The sequence below is a fragment of the Streptacidiphilus carbonis genome (assembly GCF_000787775.1).
GTDB classification, from domain to species: Bacteria; Actinomycetota; Actinomycetes; order Streptomycetales; family Streptomycetaceae; genus Streptacidiphilus; species Streptacidiphilus carbonis.
Window position 1 is genome coordinate 41,247 of record NZ_BBPM01000045.1, and the last position, 17,871, is coordinate 59,117.

Consider the following 17,871-nt stretch of genomic DNA (forward strand, 5'->3'; position numbering starts at 1 on the left):
GGCCGTTGCGCGCGCGGGCGTCAGCTCGCGCCGACCACGTCCACGTCCTCGGCGAAGTGGCAGGCCGAGGCGTGCGCCGCCGGGGTGTCCTGGCCGCGGAAGACCTCGGGGACGGCCAGCAGCGGCACGTCGATCGCGCACTTCTCCTGCGCCTTCCAGCAGCGGGTGCGGAAGCGGCAGCCCGACGGCGGGTTGGCCGGCGAGGGGATGTCGCCGGAGAGGATGATCCGCTCGCGGCCCTCGCGCCCGGACGGGTCCGGCACCGGCACCGCGGACAGCAGCGCCTGGGTGTACGGGTGGGTCGGGTGCTCGTAGATCTCCTCGTCGCTGCCGATCTCCACCATCCGTCCCAGGTACATCACGCCGACCCGGTCGGAGATGTGACGCACGATCGAGAGGTCGTGGGCGATGAACATGTAGGAGAGGTTGAACTCGTTCTGCAGCTGCTCCAGCAGGTTGATCACCTGGGCCTGCACCGAGACGTCCAGCGCCGAGACCGGCTCGTCCGCGATGATGACCTCCGGCTTGAGGGCCAGGCCGCGGGCGATGCCGATGCGCTGGCGCTGGCCGCCGGAGAACTGGTGCGGGTACCGGTTGATGTACTCGGGGTTGAGCCCGACCACGTCCAGCAGGTCCTGCACCGCCTTGCGGCGGTCGCCCTTGGGGGCCACCTCGGGGTGGATCTCGAAGGGCTCGCCGATGATGTCGCCCACCGTCATCCGGGGGTTCAGCGAGGTGTACGGGTCCTGGAAGACCATCTGGATGTTGCGGCGGATCGCCTTCAGCGCCCGACCGGACGCCTTGGAGATGTCCTCGCCCTTGTAGAGCACCTGTCCTGCGGTGGCCCGCTCCAGGTTCATCAGCACCTTGGCGAGGGTCGACTTGCCGCAGCCCGACTCGCCGACGATGCCCAGCGTCTCGCCCTGGTACAGGTCGAAGGAGACGCCGTCGACCGCTTTGACCGCGCCGACCTGCTTCTTGATCAGAATGCCCTGGGTCAGCGGGAAGTGCTTCTCCAGGTCGCGCACCTGCAGGATCGGCTCGCCGCGCTCCACCGGCTTCTCGACGGCGGCCTCGATCGCGTCCTCCGTGGGCACTGCTGACACGGGGCTAGCCATGGAGGGTCTCCTTCCAGAAGTGGCAGGCGCTGCCGCGGCCGGGCAGTGGCCGCCCGTCCTCCTCGGTGACCGCGTGCAGCGGCGGCACCTCGGAGCGGCAGATGTCCTGCGCCATCGGGCAGCGCGGGTTGAAGGCGCAGCCGGACGGGATACGCAGCAGGTTGGGCGGCAGGCCCTTGATCGCATAGAGCTCCTGGCCCTTCTGGTCCAGGCGCGGGATCGAGTCCAGCAGGCCGCGGGTGTAGGGGTGGGCCGGGCGCGCGTAGAGCTCGTGCACCGGCGCGGTCTCGACGATCCGGCCCGCGTACATCACCGCGATCTTGTCCGCGACGTCGGCGACCACGCCGAGGTCGTGGGTGATCAGGATCAGGCCCATGTCGTACTCGCGCTGAAGGTCCCCCAGCAGCTCCATCACCTGCGCCTGGACGGTGACGTCCAGGGCGGTGGTGGGCTCGTCGGCGATGATCAGGTCGGGCTCCAGGGCCAGCGCCATGGCGATCATGACACGCTGGCGCATACCGCCGGAGAACTGGTGCGGGTACTGGTTGACCCGCTCCTTCGCCCCGGGGATGCCGACCCGCTCCATCAGCTCGACGGCCTTGAGCTTGGCCTCCTTCTTGGAACTGCCCTTGTGCACCCGGTACATCTCGCCCAGCTGGGTGCCGACGGTGTGGACCGGGTTCAGCGAGGACAGCGCGTCCTGGAAGACCATGGCCATCTGCGCGCCGCGGACCTTGCGGCGCTCCTCGTTGGACAGCTTCAGCAGGTCGCGTCCCTTGAACAGGATCTCGCCGCCGGTGACGAAACCGGGCGGGCTGTCCAGGATGCCCATGACGGCCTGCGAGGACACGGACTTGCCGGAGCCGGACTCGCCCAGGATGGCCAGGGTCTCGCCGGCCCGGACGCTGTAGTTGACGCCGTTGACGGCCTTGGCCACGCCGTCCCGGGTACGGAACTCCACGTGCAGGTCGCGGACCTGCAGCAGCGGGGTCTCTTCGGTGTCGCCGGTCTTCGCGCGTGCGGAGACTGCAGTGCTGCTCACGTTTCCGCCTCTCTCAGCGAAGCTTGGGGTCGAGGGCGTCACGGACGGCGTCGCCGAGCATGATGAACGCCAGGATGGTGATGCACAGCGCGCCGGCCGGGAACAGCAGCATGTGCGGCGCGTTGCGGAAGGTGTCCGCCGCGGACGAGATGTCGATGCCCCAGGACACGGTCGGCGGCTTGAGGCCGACGCCCAGGTAGGACAGCGTCGCCTCCAGCGAGATGTACGTGCCCAGGGCGATGGTCGCCACCACGATGATCGGCGCCAGCGCGTTCGGCATGATGTGCCGCAGCAGCATCCTGCTGTTGCCGGCCCCCAGCGCCTGTGCCGCGGTGACGTAGTCCTGCTGCTTGGCGGTGATCACCGCGCCTCGGGCGATACGCGCGATCTGCGGCCAGCCGAGCACCACGATGAACCCGACCACGACCCAGATCGACTGGCTCGGGATGACGGACAGGAAGACCAGTCCGCCGAGCAGGATCGGGATGCCGAAGAAGATGTCGGCGATGCGGGAGATGACCGCGTCGATCCAGCCGCCGAAGAAGCCGGCCAGACCGCCCATCAGCGTGCCCAGCAGCGCGGCCCCCGCCGTGGCGAACACGCCGACGGTGATGGAGGCGCGGGCGCCGTGGATGGTGCGGGCGTAGACGTCGCAGCCCTGGGTGTCGAAGCCGAACGGGTGTCCCGAGGTGGGCCCCAGCTGCGACTTGGACAGGTCGCACGACAGCGGGCTGGTCGAGTCGAACAGACCCGGCCAGATCGCCACCAGGAGCAGCAGGACGATCAGTACGCCCGAGATCAGGAAGACGGGGTTGCGGCGCAGTTCGCGCCAGGCGTCCTGCCACAGGCTGCGGGCCACCTCGCGGTCGGTCACGCCGACGGCCTCGGCCGACTGCGGGGCGGAGTGCGAGAGGTCCTCCTTGTCCAGCAGCGGCTGGGCCCCCATCGCGCCCAGGGTCGGGGTCTCCGGGAAGGCGCTGGAGAGTTCGGTGCTGGAGTCCTCGGGGACGCCGTTGTGCTTGTTCGGCTGCTGGTCAGGCATAACGGATCCTCGGGTCCAGGACCGCGTAGAGCAGGTCGACGAGCAGGTTGGCCAGGAGGTAGACGACGACCAGGATGGTCACGAAGCCCACCACGGTGGGGGTGTTCTGACGGACGATGCCCTGATAGAGCCAGTAGCCGACACCCTGGATGTTGAAGATGCGCTCGGTCACCAGCGCGCCGCCCATCAGGGCGCCGAGGTCGGTGCCGAGGAAGGTGATCACCGGGATCAGCGAGTTGCGCAGCAGGTGGTGGGTGATCACCCGGCGCCGCGGCAGCCCCTTGGCCGTGGCCGTGCGCACATAGTCGGCCTTGCTGTTCTCCGCCACGGTGGTTCGGGTCAGCCGGGCCACGTAGGCCAGCGACACCGAGGCGAGCACGAAGCCCGGCAGGATCAGGTCGCTGATCGGAGCGCCGTAGCCGGCCGTGGCATTGACGATGCCCCACTTCACACCGAGCAGGTACTGCAGCACATAACCGATGACGAAGACCGGGATGGAGATGACGACCAGGGTGAACACCATCACCAGCGTGTCCACGGACTTGCCCCGGCGCAGGCCGCTGACCAGGCCGAGGCCGATGCCGAGGATGACCTCGATGCTGAAGGCGACCGCCGTGAGCTTGAGGGTGGTCGGGTAGGCCGATGCCAGGAGGCTGGTGACCTGCTCCCCGCTGAAGGTCTTTCCGAGGTCCCCGGTGAAGATGCCCCTCATGTAGTGCAGGTACTGCAGCCACAGCGGGTCGTTCAGGCCCAGTGACTGCCGGAGCTGTGCCGCGACCGCGGGGTCCGGAGCCTTGTCTCCGAACAGCGCGTTCACGGGGTCACCGAGAGCGTGCACCATCGCGAAGATGATGAAAGTGGTCCCGATGAAGACCGGGATCATCTGGAGCAGTCGTCTGATGACGTAGCGCCCCATGGAACCTCCAGGGAGTCGGCCGGGCGACAGCCGGGAACCTCACGGTTCCCGGGCTGTCGCCCGGCGTCGTCTAGCAGCAGCCAGCGCTCTGGGTGACTACTTGTTGACGGTGATGTCGGTGTAGACCGGGACGCTGAAGGGGTCGAGCGTCACATTACTGACCTTCGAGGACCAACCGGCGGTGCCATTCTGGTACCACAGCGGGATCGCCGGCATGTCGGTGACCAACTGCTGCTCCGCGGTGCGGAAGTCCTGAACGGCCTTGGTGGTGTCGCCCTCGGCGTTGGCCTGGTTCACCAGCGAGTCGAACGTCGCGTTGCTCCAGTGGGAGTCGTTCGAGGCGGCGTCGGTGAAGTACTGCGGCTGCAGGAAGTCCTGGATCAGCGGGTAGTCCATCTGCCAGCCGGTGCGGAAGGCGCCGGTCTCCCGCTTGCCGGTCACCTGGTTGCGGAAGTCCGCGAAGGTGCCGACCGGCTTGCCGACGCAGGACTTGCTGTTGCCCAGCACGTTGTTGATGCTGTTGCAGACCGCGTCCACCCACTCCTTGTGCGGACCGTCGGCGTTGTAGCTGATGGTCAGCTGGCCGCCGGGGATGCCGCCGCCCGCCTCGATCAGCTGCTTGGCCTTGGTGGGGTTGTAGGTGCAGTTGTCACCGCACAGCCCCTCCTTGTAGCCGCCGGCCTCGCCGAGGACCGGGGAGGTCCAGTCGGTGGCGGGGGTGCGGGTGTTGTTGAAGATCTGCTTGGTGATCGTCGCGCGGTCGATCGCCATGGACAGGCCCTGGCGGACCTTCTGCGCCCCGGCGGTGTTCCAGTTGGCCTGGTACATCGGGAACGAGATGGTCTGGATGATGCCGGCCGGCTGGTTGATGTAGCGGCCGTTCAGGTCGGTGGCGACGGTCTTCAGGGCGCTGTTGGGCAGGCCGTTGTCGACGTCCAGGTTGCCGGACTGCAGGTCGGCGTAGGCCGCGTTGGGGTCCGTGTAGACCTTGAGGTTGATCCCGCCGTTCTTGGGCTTCTGGTCGCCGCTGTAGGTGGAGTTGGGGCGCAGCTGCATCTGCTGGCTCTTGGTCCACGAGCTGATGACGTAGGGCCCGTTGCCGATCGGCTTGGCCTCCCACTTGGCCTTGTCGGCGAAGAACGCCTTGGGCAGCGGGTAGAACGCCGAGTAGCCCAGGGTGTCCGGCCAGGTGGAGAACTTGCTGGTGAGCGCGACGGTGAAGGTGTTGTCGTCGACGACCTTCAGACCCGACATGGTCGTCGCCTTGGGCGAGCCGCTGGCGGGGTGCACGTCCGTGTAGCCCTTGATGGCCGTGAAGAACGGGTCGGTGTTGTTCTGCCCGTTCGGCAGGTAGGTGCCCCAGTTCCAGGCGTCCACGTAGGAGTGGGCGGTGACCGGGGTCCCGTCGCTGAACTTCCATCCCGGCTTCAGCTTGATGGTGAAGTTCTGCTGGTCCGTGGTGGTGATGGACTCGGCGTTGGCGTTCATCGCCTTGGCGGTCTTCGGGTCGTAGGTCTTCAGACCCGTGAAGATCATGTTGAGGACGGCGCCGCCGTTCACCTCGTTGGTGTCCGTCGGGATCAACGGGTTCTGCGGGTCACCCCACCATGCGTTCACGACACCGCTGGCGTTCGAGCCGCCGGAGCTGCTGCCGGAGCTGCCGCTGCTGCAGGCGGTGGCCGCGAGGGCGATGGCGATCGCGCCGGCGGCGAACTTGGCTTGCGTGGCTCCACGCATGGACGTGCCTCCTCAGACGTACTGTCCGTCGTACCGTGCGCCCGGCGCCCACCCCTGGGAGCCCTGCGCTCTGTCGCTCGCGAGGCCTGCGCCGTGGGACGGAGGACCCGGTGACCCGAGCGTCGTAATTCCTACTATCTGTCACCGTCAGAGATGCTCTTGACCAAATCACATTTCGGTTTGATCACACGCCTGTGACTCATATCTCGCAACCCGGGCGTGTCCAGGTGGGTGCAAGGGACCATCAAACGGACACCTTTCACCGACAAGAGGCATCCTGTCACCGATATCCGTACCACCAGGGACTGACACTCGGCCGGGCGGCAACTACTCAGTGTGATGAACGGCAGGCGTGAAAAAGCCGCTGTCCCGCCCTGGAGGGGGCGGGACAGCGGCTGGGTGCTACCGGGACCGCGGGCCCGTCGTCAGCCCTTGAGACGGCCGCGCTGGCGGCCGCGGGTCTGCGCGTCCAGGACCACCTTGCGGATGCGCACTGTCTCCGGGGTGACCTCGATGCACTCGTCCTCGCGGCAGAACTCCAGCGACTGCTCCAGCGAGAGCTTGCGCGGCGGCACCAGGTTCTCGGTGGTGTCGGAGGAGGCGGCGCGCATGTTGGTGAGCTTCTTCTCCTTGGTGATGTTGACGTCCATGTCGTCGGCACGCGAGTTCTCGCCGATGATCATGCCCTCGTACACCTCGGTGGTGGGCTCGACGAAGATCACGCCGCGCTCCTGCAGGCCCATCATCGCGAACGGCGTCACCACGCCGGCCCGGTCGGCGACCAGCGAGCCGTTGTTGCGCATCCGGATCTCGCCGAACCACGGCTCGTGGCCCTCGAAGATGCTGTGCGCGATGCCGGTGCCGCGGGTGTCGGTGAGGAACTGGGTGCGGAAGCCGATCAGGCCTCGCGCCGGGACGATGAACTCCATCCGGACCCAGCCGGAGCCGTGGTTCGTCATGGTCTCCATCCGGCCCTTGCGGGTCGCCATGAGCTGCGTGATCGCGCCCAGGTACTCCTCGGGGGAGTCGATGGTCATCCGCTCGACCGGCTCGTGCAGCTTGCCGTTGACGGTCTTGGTGACCACCTGCGGCTTGCCGACGGTCAGCTCGAAGAGCTCCCGGCGCATGGTCTCCACCAGGATGGCCAGCGCCAGCTCGCCGCGGCCCTGCACCTCCCAGGCGTCGGGGCGCTCGGTCGGCAGCACCCGGAGCGAGACGTTGCCGATCAGTTCGCGGTCCAGGCGGTCCTTCACCATCCGGGCGGTGACCTTGTGGCCCTTGCCGCCCTTGCCGACCAGCGGCGAGGTGTTGGTGCCGATGGTCATCGAGATGGCCGGCTCGTCCACCGTGATCAGCGGCAGCGCGACCGGGTTCTCCAGGTCGGCCAGGGTCTCGCCGATCATGATGTCCGGGATGCCGGCGATGGCACAGATGTCACCGGGGCCGGCCAGGTCGGCCGGCTTGCGGGTGAGCGCCTCGGTCATCAGCAGCTCGGTGACCTTGACCTGCTTGATCGTGCCGTCCCGCTGGATCCAGGCGACCTGCTGGCCCTTGCGGAGCTCGCCCTCCTCGACCCGGCAGAGCGCGATGCGGCCGAGGAAGTTGTCGGCGTCCAGGTTGGTGACATGGGCCTGGAGCGGGGCGCCCTCGGTGTAGGTGGGGGCCGGGACCGACTCCAGGATGGTGGAGAAGAACGGCTCCAGGCTGTCGCTGTCCGCCGGGACGGTGCCGTTCTCCGGCTTGGTCAGCGAGGCGACGCCGTCACGCGCGCAGGCGTAGACGATCGGGAACTCGATCTGCTCCTCGGTCGCGTCCAGGTCCAGGAACAGGTCGTAGGTCTCGTTGATGACCTCGTCGATCCGGGAGTCCGGGCGGTCCGTCTTGTTGATGCACAGGATGACCGGCAGGTTCGCGGTCAGCGCCTTGCGCAGCACGAAGCGGGTCTGCGGCAGCGGGCCCTCGGAGGCGTCGACCAGCAGCACGACCGCGTCCACCATGGACAGGCCGCGCTCGACCTCGCCGCCGAAGTCGGCGTGGCCGGGGGTGTCGATGATGTTGATGGTCACCACGTCGCCGCCACCCTTGGGGTGGTACTTGACCGCGGTGTTCTTCGCGAGAATGGTGATGCCCTTCTCGCGCTCCAGGTCGTTGGAGTCCATCATTCGCTCGTCCAGGTGCTGGTGGGCGGCGAAGGCACCCGCCTGCTTGAGCATGGCATCGACCAGCGTGGTCTTGCCGTGGTCGACATGGGCGACGATGGCTACGTTTCGGATGTCATTGCGCGTGGGCATACGGGGGTGAATCTCCCGGGTCGTGGGGCGTGGGTCGGAGTCATGTGGCGTGGGCCGCCTCGATGCGCCGACCCTCCCGAGTCGTCCGCGCCACTGCCGCCGGTCCACCTGCCGGGCACCACATGCCACGGCTTACCCCCATGGTACGGGCCCGCGCGCACTGACACCGCCCGCGCCCCCGCGACGCGGGTCACACCCCGGCCTCGGTTCCGGCCCGGTTCCGGCCCGGTTCCGGCCCCGAGCGCGGTGCCGGGGGCCGGGCCGGAGCCGGTTCAGTGCCGGCTGGTGAAGCCCAGGTCCTGGAAGTGGGGGGCGGTGAAGCCGAAGGCGCCGGCGTTGGCGACGTCGGTGCGGACGGCGACCAGTTCGGGGCGCTGGAAGAGGGGGAGGGAGGGGGCCTCCTGCCAGATCCGGGTGTCCGCCTCGGTGGTCAGCCGGGCGGCCTGGGCCGGGTCCAGGGCCGAGGCGGCCCGGGTGAGCAGCTGGTCCACCTCGTCCGTGCCGGTGGCGGCGAGGTTCTGACCGTTGTTCAGCGAGCCGTCGGCCTCGACCGAGGGCTTGGCGTAGAGCGGGAGCTCGTCGGCGACCGGGAAGCGGGCGGCCGGCCAGGAGAAGAGGGCCAGGTCGAAGGAGCCGGCGGCGACATGGTCGGCGAAGAAGGAGTCGCCGGCCACGGTCACGGTGCGCAGCGGGATGCCGACCTTGGCCAGCTGGGCCGTGAGCACCCGCGCCACCTGGGCGTCCTCGGCGGAGCCGGTGCGGGTGAGCAGGGTCAGCCCGAGCGTGCGGCCGTCCTTGGTGCGGACCGGCGTGGTGCTCGGCGCCTGGTGCGCGGCATCGCCGGCCGGGGTCTGGGCCAGCCGCCAGCCGGCCGCGTCCAAATGCCGGGTGGCGTTGTCGGCGCCGGGGGCCAGCGCGGAGCTGTCGTCCTCGTAGCCGTGCTGGTCGGCCATGACCAGGTGGTTGCCGAGCGGAAGGACCGGCAGGCCCAGCGGCTTGAGGACGGTCTCGGCGATCGCGGTGCGGTCGACCGCCTGGGCGACGGCCCGGCGCAGGTCGGGGTCGGCCAGCGGGCCGCTGCCGCCGTTCAGGGTGAGCTGCAGGAACGCGGGGGCCGAGGCCCGGTGCAGCACCGTGCCGGGGACCGACGCGGCCTGGCCGACCGGCGTGCCGTCCTCGACGGCGCGGCTGAGGTCGGCGACGTCCAGCCTGCCGGCCCGCAGGTCGGCGACCCTGGCGTCGGGGGCGGACGGGGTGAAGGCGATCGCGTCCAGCTTGGCCGGGGCGCCCCACCAGTGCGGATTGCGGACCGCGGTGACGGCGCCGCCGTTCAGCGCCTTGAGGTCCTTGACCCCGGTCAGGGTGAAGGGGCCGGCGTCGGCGGCCAGCCGGGTGTGCGAGCCGTCGTTGAAGGCGTCCGGGGTGCTGGTCGCCGCCGCCGGGTAGAGCGGGGTGAACAGGCCCTTCCAGGCCGCGTAGGGCCTGGCGAAGACGACCTTGACGTCATGCGGCCCGGCCCCCTGGCCGACCGAGGCGATGGCGTCGTAGCCGTCGGTGCGGGCGGTCCAGTAGGCCGAGCTGCGGCCGTTCAGGGCGCGCCACTGGGCGGCGAAGTCGGCCGCCGAGAGCGGGGTGCCGTCGCTCCAGACCGCCTTGGGGTTGAGGTGGTAGACGACGGTCTGCGGCTGCTGCGAGGTCTGCTCCGCGCCGGTGAGGTAGTCCGGGTCGGGGCTGGCGGTCGCGTGCTGGTCCAGGGTGAACAGGGTCGGCAGCACCGCCTCGGCCAGCAGCGCGGTGTCCGGGGTGGCGTCGGCCTGGAAGGTGTTCAGCGTGGTCGGCGCGGCGTCCAGGGCCCAGCGCAGCGTGCCCCCGGTGCGGACCTCGGCCCGGGCCGCGGAGGACAGGTCCGAGGCCTTGGGCGCGGGGCCGCCGCCCGAGCAGGCGGCGAGGACGACGCCCAGGGCCGCGGCGCCGACGACGGCGAGGGTCCCGTACGGGCGGGCGGGTGACTGGGGCACGGGGACCTCCGCAGGCGGGCATACAGACACATCTCATGGCTTTTCAGACGTTCCGCCCCCCTACTGAAGAGCAAACGGCGCGGTCCGCCCTTCCGACACGGCTGCGGAGAAGCGAACGGTCACCCGTTCGGGGCAGCGGTCGCGGTGCACGCCCGGCGTGCGGAGGAGTGCCGCGACCAGGAATTCCCGCCAATCCCGCGCCAATCCCGTTCAAGGTCTTCCCAGCGGCCGGTGATCGGAGCCACACTCGCTTGCGCACGTCTGGCTGACGAAACATCAGAAACCTTGATCAGGTTGTTGCTTGATCAAGCAGCGAAGTGCGGAGGTGGCTCTGCCATGCCCCCAGCCATGCCCCCGGCCATGCCGCCGTCGACCACCGCCGGACCGCTGGCCGAGGCCATGCGCTGCCTGGAGGAACTCGACCGGGCCCTCAGCGACTCCCGGCTGCGGCTCGGCGGCGGACTCGACGTCCGCCGGGTCCGCACCGACCTGGTCCACCTCCGGGAGAGCCTCGCCCTGCTGGCGGCGTCCGTCGCCGCGACCGCCGAGGGCGGAGCGGGCTCCGGGCGGATGCCCGGACCGCGTGCCGGGGTCGTGGAGATCGCCGACACGCCGTACGACCCGGCGATGTGGCGCGACGCCGACGACGAGGGCATCGGCTGCCGCCACCGCTGATCCAAGCCTGGAGCTGGAGGAATAGACCCGCGTGACCACCGAGACCCGGCCCCCGCAGCACCCCGGGGAACCGCAGACCCCCGCAGATCCGTCAGGCCCGGCACCGGGACGGGGGGTGCACTCCCCCGGGCGTGCCGCCATCGCCGCCCGGCATCTGCGGACCGACCGGTGGTGGCTCTCCCAGGCCGTCACCGCGTTCGGCCTGCTGGCGTTCGTCGGCTACTCCACCTGGCGGGCCTTCTTCGGGCTGCACACCGCCTACGCGGCGCCCTATGTGTCGCCCTTCTACTCGCCCTGCCTGGCCGCCAACTGCCCGGCCATGAAGTCCGGCGCCGACTGGGCGCTGTTCGGCAGCTGGTGGCAGCTCTCCCCCGCGCTGATCGTGCTGATCTTCCCGCTGGGCTTCCGGCTGACCTGCTACTACTACCGCAAGGCCTACTACCGCGCGTTCTGGTCCTCACCGCCGGCCTGCGCGGTCGCCGAGCCGCACGCGTCGTACAGCGGCGAGACCCGCTTCCCGCTGGTCCTGCAGAACATCCACCGCTACTTCTTCTACTTCGCCATCGTGGTCGCCGGCATCCTGACCTACGACGCCGTGCTGGCCTGGCGCAACCCGGCCGGGCAGTGGGGCCACGCCGGCATCGGCACCCTGGTGCTGCTCGCCAACATCGTGCTGATCTGGGCGTACACCCTCTCCTGCCACTCCTGCCGGCACATCGTCGGCGGGCGGCTGCGGCACTTCTCCAAGCACCCCGTCCGCTACCGGATGTGGAACCTGGTGGGGAAGCTGAACGCCCGCCACATGCAGCTGGCCTGGGCCTCGCTGATCAGCGTCGGCGTCGCCGACCTCTATGTCTACCTGCTCGCCAGCGGTGCGTTCACCGACCCGCGCCTCTTCTGAAGGAAACACCACACACATGACCGAGGTGGAGCGCCACACGTACGACGTGGTCGTGGTCGGAGCCGGGGGTGCCGGGCTGCGTGCCGCGATCGAGGCCCGCGAGCAGGGGATGCGGACGGCGATCATCTGCAAGTCGCTGTTCGGCAAGGCCCACACCGTGATGGCCGAGGGCGGCATCGCCGCCAGCATGGGCAACGTCAACTCCGACGACAACTGGCAGACGCACTTCCGCGACACCATGCGCGGCGGGAAGTTCCTGAACCACTGGCGGATGGCCGAGCTGCACGCCCAGGAGGCCCCGGACCGGGTCTGGGAGCTGGAGACCTGGGGCGCGCTGTTCGACCGCACCAAGGACGGCCGGATCTCCCAGCGCAACTTCGGCGGGCACGAGTACCCGCGGCTGGCGCACGTCGGCGACCGGACCGGGCTCGAACTGATCCGCACCCTGCAGCAGAAGGTGGTCTCGCTGCAGCAGGAGGACTTCAAGGAGTACGGCGACCACGAGGCCCGGATCAAGGTCTTCCAGGAGTACACCGTCACCAGGGTGCTCAAGGGGCACAGCGTCCGCGGCGAGGACCGGGTCAGCGGGGTGTTCGGCTACCAGCGCGAGTCCGGCCGCTTCTTTACCATCGAGGCGCCGGCCGTGGTGCTGGCCACCGGCGGCATCGGCAAGTCCTTCAAGGTGACCTCCAACTCCTGGGAGTACACCGGGGACGGCCACGCGCTGGCGCTGCTCGCCGGGGCGACCCTGGTGAACATGGAGTTCGTCCAGTTCCATCCCACCGGGATGGTCTGGCCGCCGTCGGTGAAGGGGATCCTGGTCACCGAGTCGGTCCGGGGCGACGGCGGGGTGCTGCGCAACAGCGAGGGCAAGCGCTTCATGTTCGACTACATCCCCGACGTCTTCCGCGCGCAGTACGCGGAGACCGAGGCGGAGGGCGACCGCTGGTACTCCGACCAGGCCAACAACCGCCGCCCCCCGGAGCTGCTGCCCAGGGACGAGGTGGCCCGCGCCATCAACTCCGAGGTCAAGGCCGGCCGCGGCACCCCGCACGGCGGGGTCTACCTGGACGTCTCCACCCGCCTTCCGGCCGAGGAGATCCGGCGCCGGCTGCCGTCGATGCACCACCAGTTCAAGGAGCTGGCGGACGTCGACATCACCGCCGAGCCGATGGAGGTCGGGCCGACCTGCCACTACGTGATGGGCGGCGTCGAGGTCGACCCGGACACCGCGGCCGCGTCCGTACCCGGGCTGTACGCGGCTGGCGAGGTGGCCGGCGGGATGCACGGCTCCAACCGGCTCGGCGGCAACTCCCTCTCCGACCTGCTGGTCTTCGGCCGCCGGGCCGGACTGCACGCCTCGCTCTACGCGGCGGCGCTGGCCGAGCGGCCCGAGCTGGACGAGGAGCAGATCAGCGCGGCGGCGGAGGAGGCGCTCAACCCCTTCGAGGGGACCGGCGGTGACGGACCGTCGGAGAACCCCTACACCGTGCACCAGGAGCTCCAGCAGACCATGAACGACCTGGTCGGCATCATCCGCCGGGAGGCGGAGGTGGCCGAGGCGCTGCAGCGGCTGGTCGGGCTGCGGGAACGGGCCGAGCGGGCGGTGGTCGAGGGGCACCGGCAGTTCAACCCGGGCTGGCACCTCGCCCTGGACCTGCGCAACATGCTGCTGGTCTCCGAGTGCGTGGCCCGTGCCGCGCTGGAGCGCACCGAGAGCCGGGGCGGGCACACCCGCGAGGACCACCCGCAGATGGACAGCGCCTGGCGCAAGGTCAATCTGATCTGCTCGCTGGCGGAGAAGGGCGGGGCGGACGGGAGCGACGGGCAGATCGCCCTGGTGCGCAAGGACAACCCGCCGATCAGGGCCGATCTGCTGGCCCTGTTCGAGACGTCCGAGCTGAAGAAGTACCTGACCGACGGCGAGCTGCCGTCGGCAACCATCCCCGAACAGCGCACGGACGCCGACGCGGACGTCGACGCCGATGTCCCGGACGGAGCCGAGCAGTGAGCTACCAGGCCAACTTCCGCGTGTGGCGCGGCGATTCCTCGGGCGGCGGCCTGGAGCCGTACCAGGTGGAGGTCAACGAGGGCGAGGTGGTCCTGGACATCGTCCACCGGCTCCAGGCCACCCAGGCGCCGGACCTGGCGGTGCGCTGGAACTGCAAGGCCGGCAAGTGCGGGTCCTGCTCGGCGGAGGTCAACGGGCGGCCTCGGCTGCTGTGCATGACCCGGATGTCCACGCTGCCCCCGGACGAGCCGGTCACCATCACCCCGATGCGGACCTTCCCGGTGCTGCGGGACCTGGTGACGGACGTGTCCTTCAACTACACCAAGGCGCGGGAGGTGCCGTCCTTCGTCCCGCCGCAGGGGCTGAAGCCGGGCGAGTACCGGATGGCCCAGGAGGACGTGAACCGGTCGCAGGAGTTCCGCAAGTGCATCGAGTGCTTCCTCTGCCAGAACACCTGCCATGTGGTCCGGGACCACGAGGAGAACAAGCCGGCGTTCTCCGGGCCCCGGTTCCTGATGCGGGTGGCGGAGCTGGACATGCATCCGCTGGACGCCGCCGCGGAGGAGGGGTTGGACCGGAAGCGGTCCGCGCAGGAGGAGCACGGATTGGGGATGTGCAACATCACCAAGTGCTGCACGGAGGTGTGCCCGGAGCACATCAAAATCACGGACAATGCGCTGATTCCGTTGAAGGAGCGCGCCGTTGACCGGAAGTACGATCCTTTGGTGTGGCTGGGGTCCGTTATCAAGCGCAGGAAGTAGCTGGCGGGCGTTGCGCCCCGCGCCCCTATCGGGGCGCGGGCTAGCGGGGCGGCAGGTTGAGTTCGAACCAGACGGTCTTGCCGAGGGGGGTGCGGCGGGAGCCCCAGCGGTCGGCGAGGAGGCTGACCAGCTGGAGGCCCCGGCCGCCCTCGTCGGTGTCGCGGGCGCGGCGCTGGCGGGGCTGGGCGTAGCCGTTGTCCCAGACCTCGCAGACCAGGGTGCGGTCGCGGAGCAGCCGGAGCCGGATGTCGCCGCGGCCGTGCCGCAGGGCATTGGTAGCGAGCTCGCTGACCAGTAGTTCGACCGTGTCGATCAGGTCGTCCTGGCCGCGGGCGAGCAGCCAGGCGCAGGCGAGTTCGCGGGCCCGGGCGACCGAGGTGGGCTCGGAGGGCAGGGTCCAGTCGCCGACCGCGTCGTCCGGCAGCGCGTGCACCCTGGCCATCAGCAGGGCGATGTCGTCCTCGCCGTGGTGCGGGTCCAGCGCGGTGAGCAGGTGGTCGCAGAGGTTCTCCAGCTCGCGGGGCGGCCCGGAGAGGGTGTCCCGCAGCGCGGACAGGCCCTCCTCCAACTGGTGCTTGCGCGACTCGACCAGGCCGTCGGTGTAGAGGCCGAGCAGGGCGCCGTCCGGGAGTTCGACGGTGACCTCCTCGAACGGCTCGCCGCCGACGCCCAGCGGCAGGCCCGGCGGCACGTCCAGCATCAGCGCCTCCTCGCCGGGGACCCGCAGCACCGGCGGGAGGTGCCCGGCGTTGGCGAAGGTACATCGGCGGGTGACCGCGTCGTAGACGGCGTAGACGCAGGTGGCGAGGTAGAGCTCGACCCGGTCGGAGTCGTCCGGCTCCGGCTCGTTGCCGTCGCCGAGGCCGCGGGCGATCTCGTCCAGCGCGCTGAGCACCTCGGCCGGGTCCAGGTCCAGCATGGCCAGGGTGCGTACCGCGGTGCGCAGTTGGCCCATGGCGACGGCGGCGCGCAGGCCGCGGCCCATCACGTCGCCGATGACCAGGGCGGTGCGGTTGCCGGGGAGTTGGATGACGTCGAACCAGTCGCCGCCGACCTCGGTGCCGCTGCTGCCCGGGCGGTAGCGGCAGGCGATCTCCAGGCCGGAGGCGGCCGGGCTGCCCGGGGGCAGCAGGCTGCGCTGCAGGATCAGCGCGCGCTCGTGCTCACGGCGGTAGAGCCTGGCGTTGTCGATGCAGACCGCGGCCCGGCTGACCAGCTCGTTGGCGATGGCGACGTCGCGGGGGTCGAACGGCTCGCTGCCCTTGGCCCGGGACAGCTGGACCAGGCCGAGCACGATGTCGCGGGCGACCATCGGGACGATCACCGTGCTGGCGATCATCGGGTCCGGGTCGGGGTTGGCCGGGCCGTTGAGGGTGACGCTGCGACCGGTGCGCAGCGCCTTGGCGTAGGCGGAGCCCGGCGGGTAGCAGAAGGTGCCGCCGATCTCGGCGCGCGGCCCGCGGTGCTCCGGCTCGGGATGCAGCACCGAGAAGTGCGAGACGGTGCTGGCCGAGGCGACCCGGCGCAGCTCGCCGGCGCCGTCGGGGCGGCCCACCTGGCCGAGCCCCAGGTCCGTGTCGGCGGCGAGGACGCCCTGGTAGAGGTCGACGGCGGCGACGTCGCAGAAGCCGGGGACGGTGACGTCCAGCAGCTCGCGGGCGGTGGTCTCCAGGTCCAGGGTGGAGCCGATGTGCGCGCCGGCCTCGTTGAGCAGGGCCAGGCTGCGGCGGACGCTGGCGGCCTCGCGCTCGGCCCGCTGACGGCCCGTGACATCGACGACCTGGCCGGCCACGCCCATCGGCCGGTTGCCGGCGCTGAGCAGCCGGTAGAGCGAGATGGACCAGCGGCGGCGGCCCGGCTTGGTCGGGACGGCGCCGTTGAAGCGCAGGTCGACGACGGGCTCGCCGGACTCCATCACGGTCCGCAGCGCCTGCTCCAGGCGTTCCGCCTCGGGCCGCGGCAGCAGGTCCTTGACGGACAGTCCGTGCAGGTCGGCGGGGGTCGAACCGAGGCCCTCGGCGAAGCTGTCGTTGACCCGCTGGACGGTGAAGTCCCGGTCGAACAGCACGAATCCGGTGGGCGCCTGCCCGAAGACCGCCTCGGAGGCGGCCAGGTCGGTCTCGATCCGGCGGAGCTTGCGCAGGTCGACGGCCATGCAGACGACGCCGTTGCGGCCGTCCTCGCCCTGGGCCGGCATCAGGTACAGCTCGGCGATGGACTCGTTGCCGTCGCGGTCCCGGTAGGGGGCGGTGCCGACCCACTCCTGGCCGGCCAGGATCTCGGCCATCCGCTCCCGGCCGCGGCGCCACAGTTCACGCGGGGCGAAGCTGGTGATCGGGTCGTGGCCGACGGCCTCCTCGGCCGGGATGCCGAAGAACTCGGCGGCCCGGTCGCTCCATTGGCTGATCAGACCGTCGGCGCCGATCGAGAAGGCGGCGACCCGTATGTAGTCGTAGATCGAACCCGGCTCGCCGTGGCCCCAGTTCTCGATCGCCTCGGGGTCGAAAACGGCGGAGGGTAGGACGACGGGGGCTGCGGGGGGTGTGCGGGGTGCGGGGTCCATGGCTCCAGAGCCGATGCCGTCGGGGTCCGGGTGCTGCGGCTGCGGCGGGTGTTGGGCGTGTGGGGGGTGATGTGCGTGCTGGGGGTGCGGGCGCTGCTCGGCCGGGCCGTCTCCGGCTGCCGGGCGCGGGATGCCGCCCCTCCGGTCGTGTTCGGCGGCCCCTGGGCCCGTTCCGCTGCCCAGAGCCGCACCGCGTGTCGGCGAATCGCTCAACTGCCCGACCCCTCCAGCCTTCGGCACCTGGATGTCGCTGGTCCGAGTATTCATCATCCCGGGGCGGCCGCACACGTCCCAGGAGTACACAACATCAAATCGAGGTAAGGAAATGCCATATCCGTCCCAGAGGATCCGTCCCGGAGGAACGGAACCCTACGCCTCAGCCAACCGGAACGGGAGGGCCTGACGGCAGCGCCTGTTCGAACCAGACCACCTTGCCGCTGCCCTCGGACCGGGTGCCCCAGCGGTCCGCGAGCCGGTGCACCAGCTGCAGCCCGCGGCCGCCCTCGTCGGTATTGGCCGAGTCCCGCTCCAGCGGCGGGTCCGGCAGCGGGTCGGCGACCTCGACCAGCAGCGTCCGGCCGAGGCTGAGCCGCAGCCCGATGGGCGCCTCCGTGTAGCGGACGGAATTGGTGACCAGCTCGCTGACCAGCAGCTGCGCGGTGTCGAGCAGCGGCAGCAGGTCCCACTCCCGCAGAGTGGCCCGGACCAGTCGGCGGGCCCGGGAGGCCGCGGTGGGCTCGGCGGCGAGGGTCCAGGCGACCGTCAGTGCCGCCCGGTCCGCCGGGCCCGCCCCGGC

The 17,871-nt window shown here is 70.3% G+C and carries 13 protein-coding genes; 4 read left to right on the forward strand and 9 right to left on the reverse strand.

All coding sequences use genetic code 11. The features are described from left to right. Positions 1 to 20: 20 nt before the first annotated feature. The 7 genes from TR46_RS28025 to TR46_RS28055 form a co-directional block, all read right to left on the reverse strand. Positions 21 to 1,118 (reverse strand): ABC transporter ATP-binding protein, encoded by a 1,098-nt coding sequence (locus TR46_RS28025; protein WP_042406406.1) that lies wholly within the window; start codon positions 1,116 to 1,118, stop codon positions 21 to 23. Next, positions 1,111 to 2,160 carry an ABC transporter ATP-binding protein gene (locus TR46_RS28030; protein ID WP_042406408.1) on the reverse strand — a complete coding sequence of 350 codons (1,050 nt, stop codon included), beginning with the start codon at positions 2,158 to 2,160 and terminating at the stop codon, positions 1,111 to 1,113. The genes TR46_RS28025 and TR46_RS28030 overlap by 8 nt, the downstream gene beginning before the upstream one ends. A gap of 13 nt (positions 2,161 to 2,173) precedes the next feature. Further along, complete coding sequence (locus tag TR46_RS28035) at positions 2,174 to 3,202, reverse strand: ABC transporter permease (RefSeq protein WP_084718993.1); 1,029 nt, start codon at positions 3,200 to 3,202, stop codon at positions 2,174 to 2,176. Continuing rightward, complete coding sequence (locus tag TR46_RS28040) at positions 3,195 to 4,118, reverse strand: ABC transporter permease (RefSeq protein ID WP_042406420.1); 924 nt, start codon at positions 4,116 to 4,118, stop codon at positions 3,195 to 3,197. The genes TR46_RS28035 and TR46_RS28040 overlap by 8 nt, the downstream gene beginning before the upstream one ends. Positions 4,119 to 4,214: 96 nt before the next feature. Next, positions 4,215 to 5,855: a peptide ABC transporter substrate-binding protein gene (locus tag TR46_RS28045; protein WP_042406421.1), complete on the reverse strand. Its 1,641-nt coding sequence runs from the start codon at positions 5,853 to 5,855 to the stop codon at positions 4,215 to 4,217. A gap of 425 nt (positions 5,856 to 6,280) precedes the next feature. Then, positions 6,281 to 8,146: a translational GTPase TypA gene (gene typA, locus TR46_RS28050; RefSeq protein ID WP_042406423.1), complete on the reverse strand. Its 1,866-nt coding sequence runs from the start codon at positions 8,144 to 8,146 to the stop codon at positions 6,281 to 6,283. 272 nt (positions 8,147 to 8,418) lie between these two features. Continuing rightward, entirely contained in the window at positions 8,419 to 10,164 is a 1,746-nt protein-coding gene (locus tag TR46_RS28055) for an ABC transporter family substrate-binding protein (RefSeq protein WP_052433148.1), read from the reverse strand. Positions 10,165 to 10,500: 336 nt separating this feature from the next. Between TR46_RS28055 and TR46_RS28060 the strand changes: the two genes are divergently transcribed. From TR46_RS28060 to TR46_RS28075, 4 genes are all read left to right on the forward strand, one after another. Beyond that, positions 10,501 to 10,839, forward strand: coding sequence for an Rv0250c family protein (locus TR46_RS28060; RefSeq protein ID WP_369406014.1), 339 nt, complete (start codon positions 10,501 to 10,503; stop codon positions 10,837 to 10,839). A 115-nt stretch (positions 10,840 to 10,954) separates the two neighbouring features. Then, positions 10,955 to 11,740: a succinate dehydrogenase subunit SdhC gene (sdhC, locus tag TR46_RS28065; RefSeq protein WP_042406426.1), complete on the forward strand. Its 786-nt coding sequence runs from the start codon at positions 10,955 to 10,957 to the stop codon at positions 11,738 to 11,740. 16 nt (positions 11,741 to 11,756) lie between these two features. Further along, on the forward strand, positions 11,757 to 13,751 hold the full coding sequence (locus TR46_RS28070) for a fumarate reductase/succinate dehydrogenase flavoprotein subunit (RefSeq protein WP_084718994.1): 1,995 nt from the start codon (positions 11,757 to 11,759) through the stop codon (positions 13,749 to 13,751). Next, on the forward strand, positions 13,748 to 14,512 hold the full coding sequence (locus TR46_RS28075; protein ID WP_042406428.1) for a succinate dehydrogenase/fumarate reductase iron-sulfur subunit: 765 nt from the start codon (positions 13,748 to 13,750) through the stop codon (positions 14,510 to 14,512). Before TR46_RS28070 ends, TR46_RS28075 begins: the two co-directional genes overlap by 4 nt. Positions 14,513 to 14,552: 40 nt before the next feature. Here the strand turns inward: TR46_RS28075 and TR46_RS28080 are convergent, their stop codons facing one another. Continuing rightward, entirely contained in the window at positions 14,553 to 17,075 is a 2,523-nt protein-coding gene (locus tag TR46_RS28080) for a SpoIIE family protein phosphatase (RefSeq protein ID WP_084718995.1), read from the reverse strand. A 376-nt stretch (positions 17,076 to 17,451) separates the two neighbouring features. Next, on the reverse strand, positions 17,452 to 17,871 hold a 420-nt coding region (locus tag TR46_RS44620), incomplete at its 5' end, for an ATP-binding protein (protein ID WP_236655548.1).

What these genes read in the sequence shown, in the direction of transcription:
- TR46_RS28080 (WP_084718995.1), bottom strand. Translation starts at nt 17,075, where the DNA reads ATGGACCCCGCACCCCGCACACCCCCCGCAGCCCCCGTCGTCCTACCC.
- TR46_RS28070 (WP_084718994.1), top strand. Translation starts at nt 11,757, where the DNA reads ATGACCGAGGTGGAGCGCCACACGTACGACGTGGTCGTGGTCGGAGCC.
- TR46_RS28060 (WP_369406014.1), top strand. Translation starts at nt 10,501, where the DNA reads ATGCCCCCAGCCATGCCCCCGGCCATGCCGCCGTCGACCACCGCCGGA.
- TR46_RS28045 (WP_042406421.1), bottom strand. Translation starts at nt 5,855, where the DNA reads ATGCGTGGAGCCACGCAAGCCAAGTTCGCCGCCGGCGCGATCGCCATC.
- TR46_RS28035 (WP_084718993.1), bottom strand. Translation starts at nt 3,202, where the DNA reads ATGCCTGACCAGCAGCCGAACAAGCACAACGGCGTCCCCGAGGACTCC.
- typA (WP_042406423.1), bottom strand. Translation starts at nt 8,146, where the DNA reads ATGCCCACGCGCAATGACATCCGAAACGTAGCCATCGTCGCCCATGTC.
- TR46_RS28040 (WP_042406420.1), bottom strand. Translation starts at nt 4,118, where the DNA reads ATGGGGCGCTACGTCATCAGACGACTGCTCCAGATGATCCCGGTCTTC.
- TR46_RS28025 (WP_042406406.1), bottom strand. Translation starts at nt 1,118, where the DNA reads ATGGCTAGCCCCGTGTCAGCAGTGCCCACGGAGGACGCGATCGAGGCC.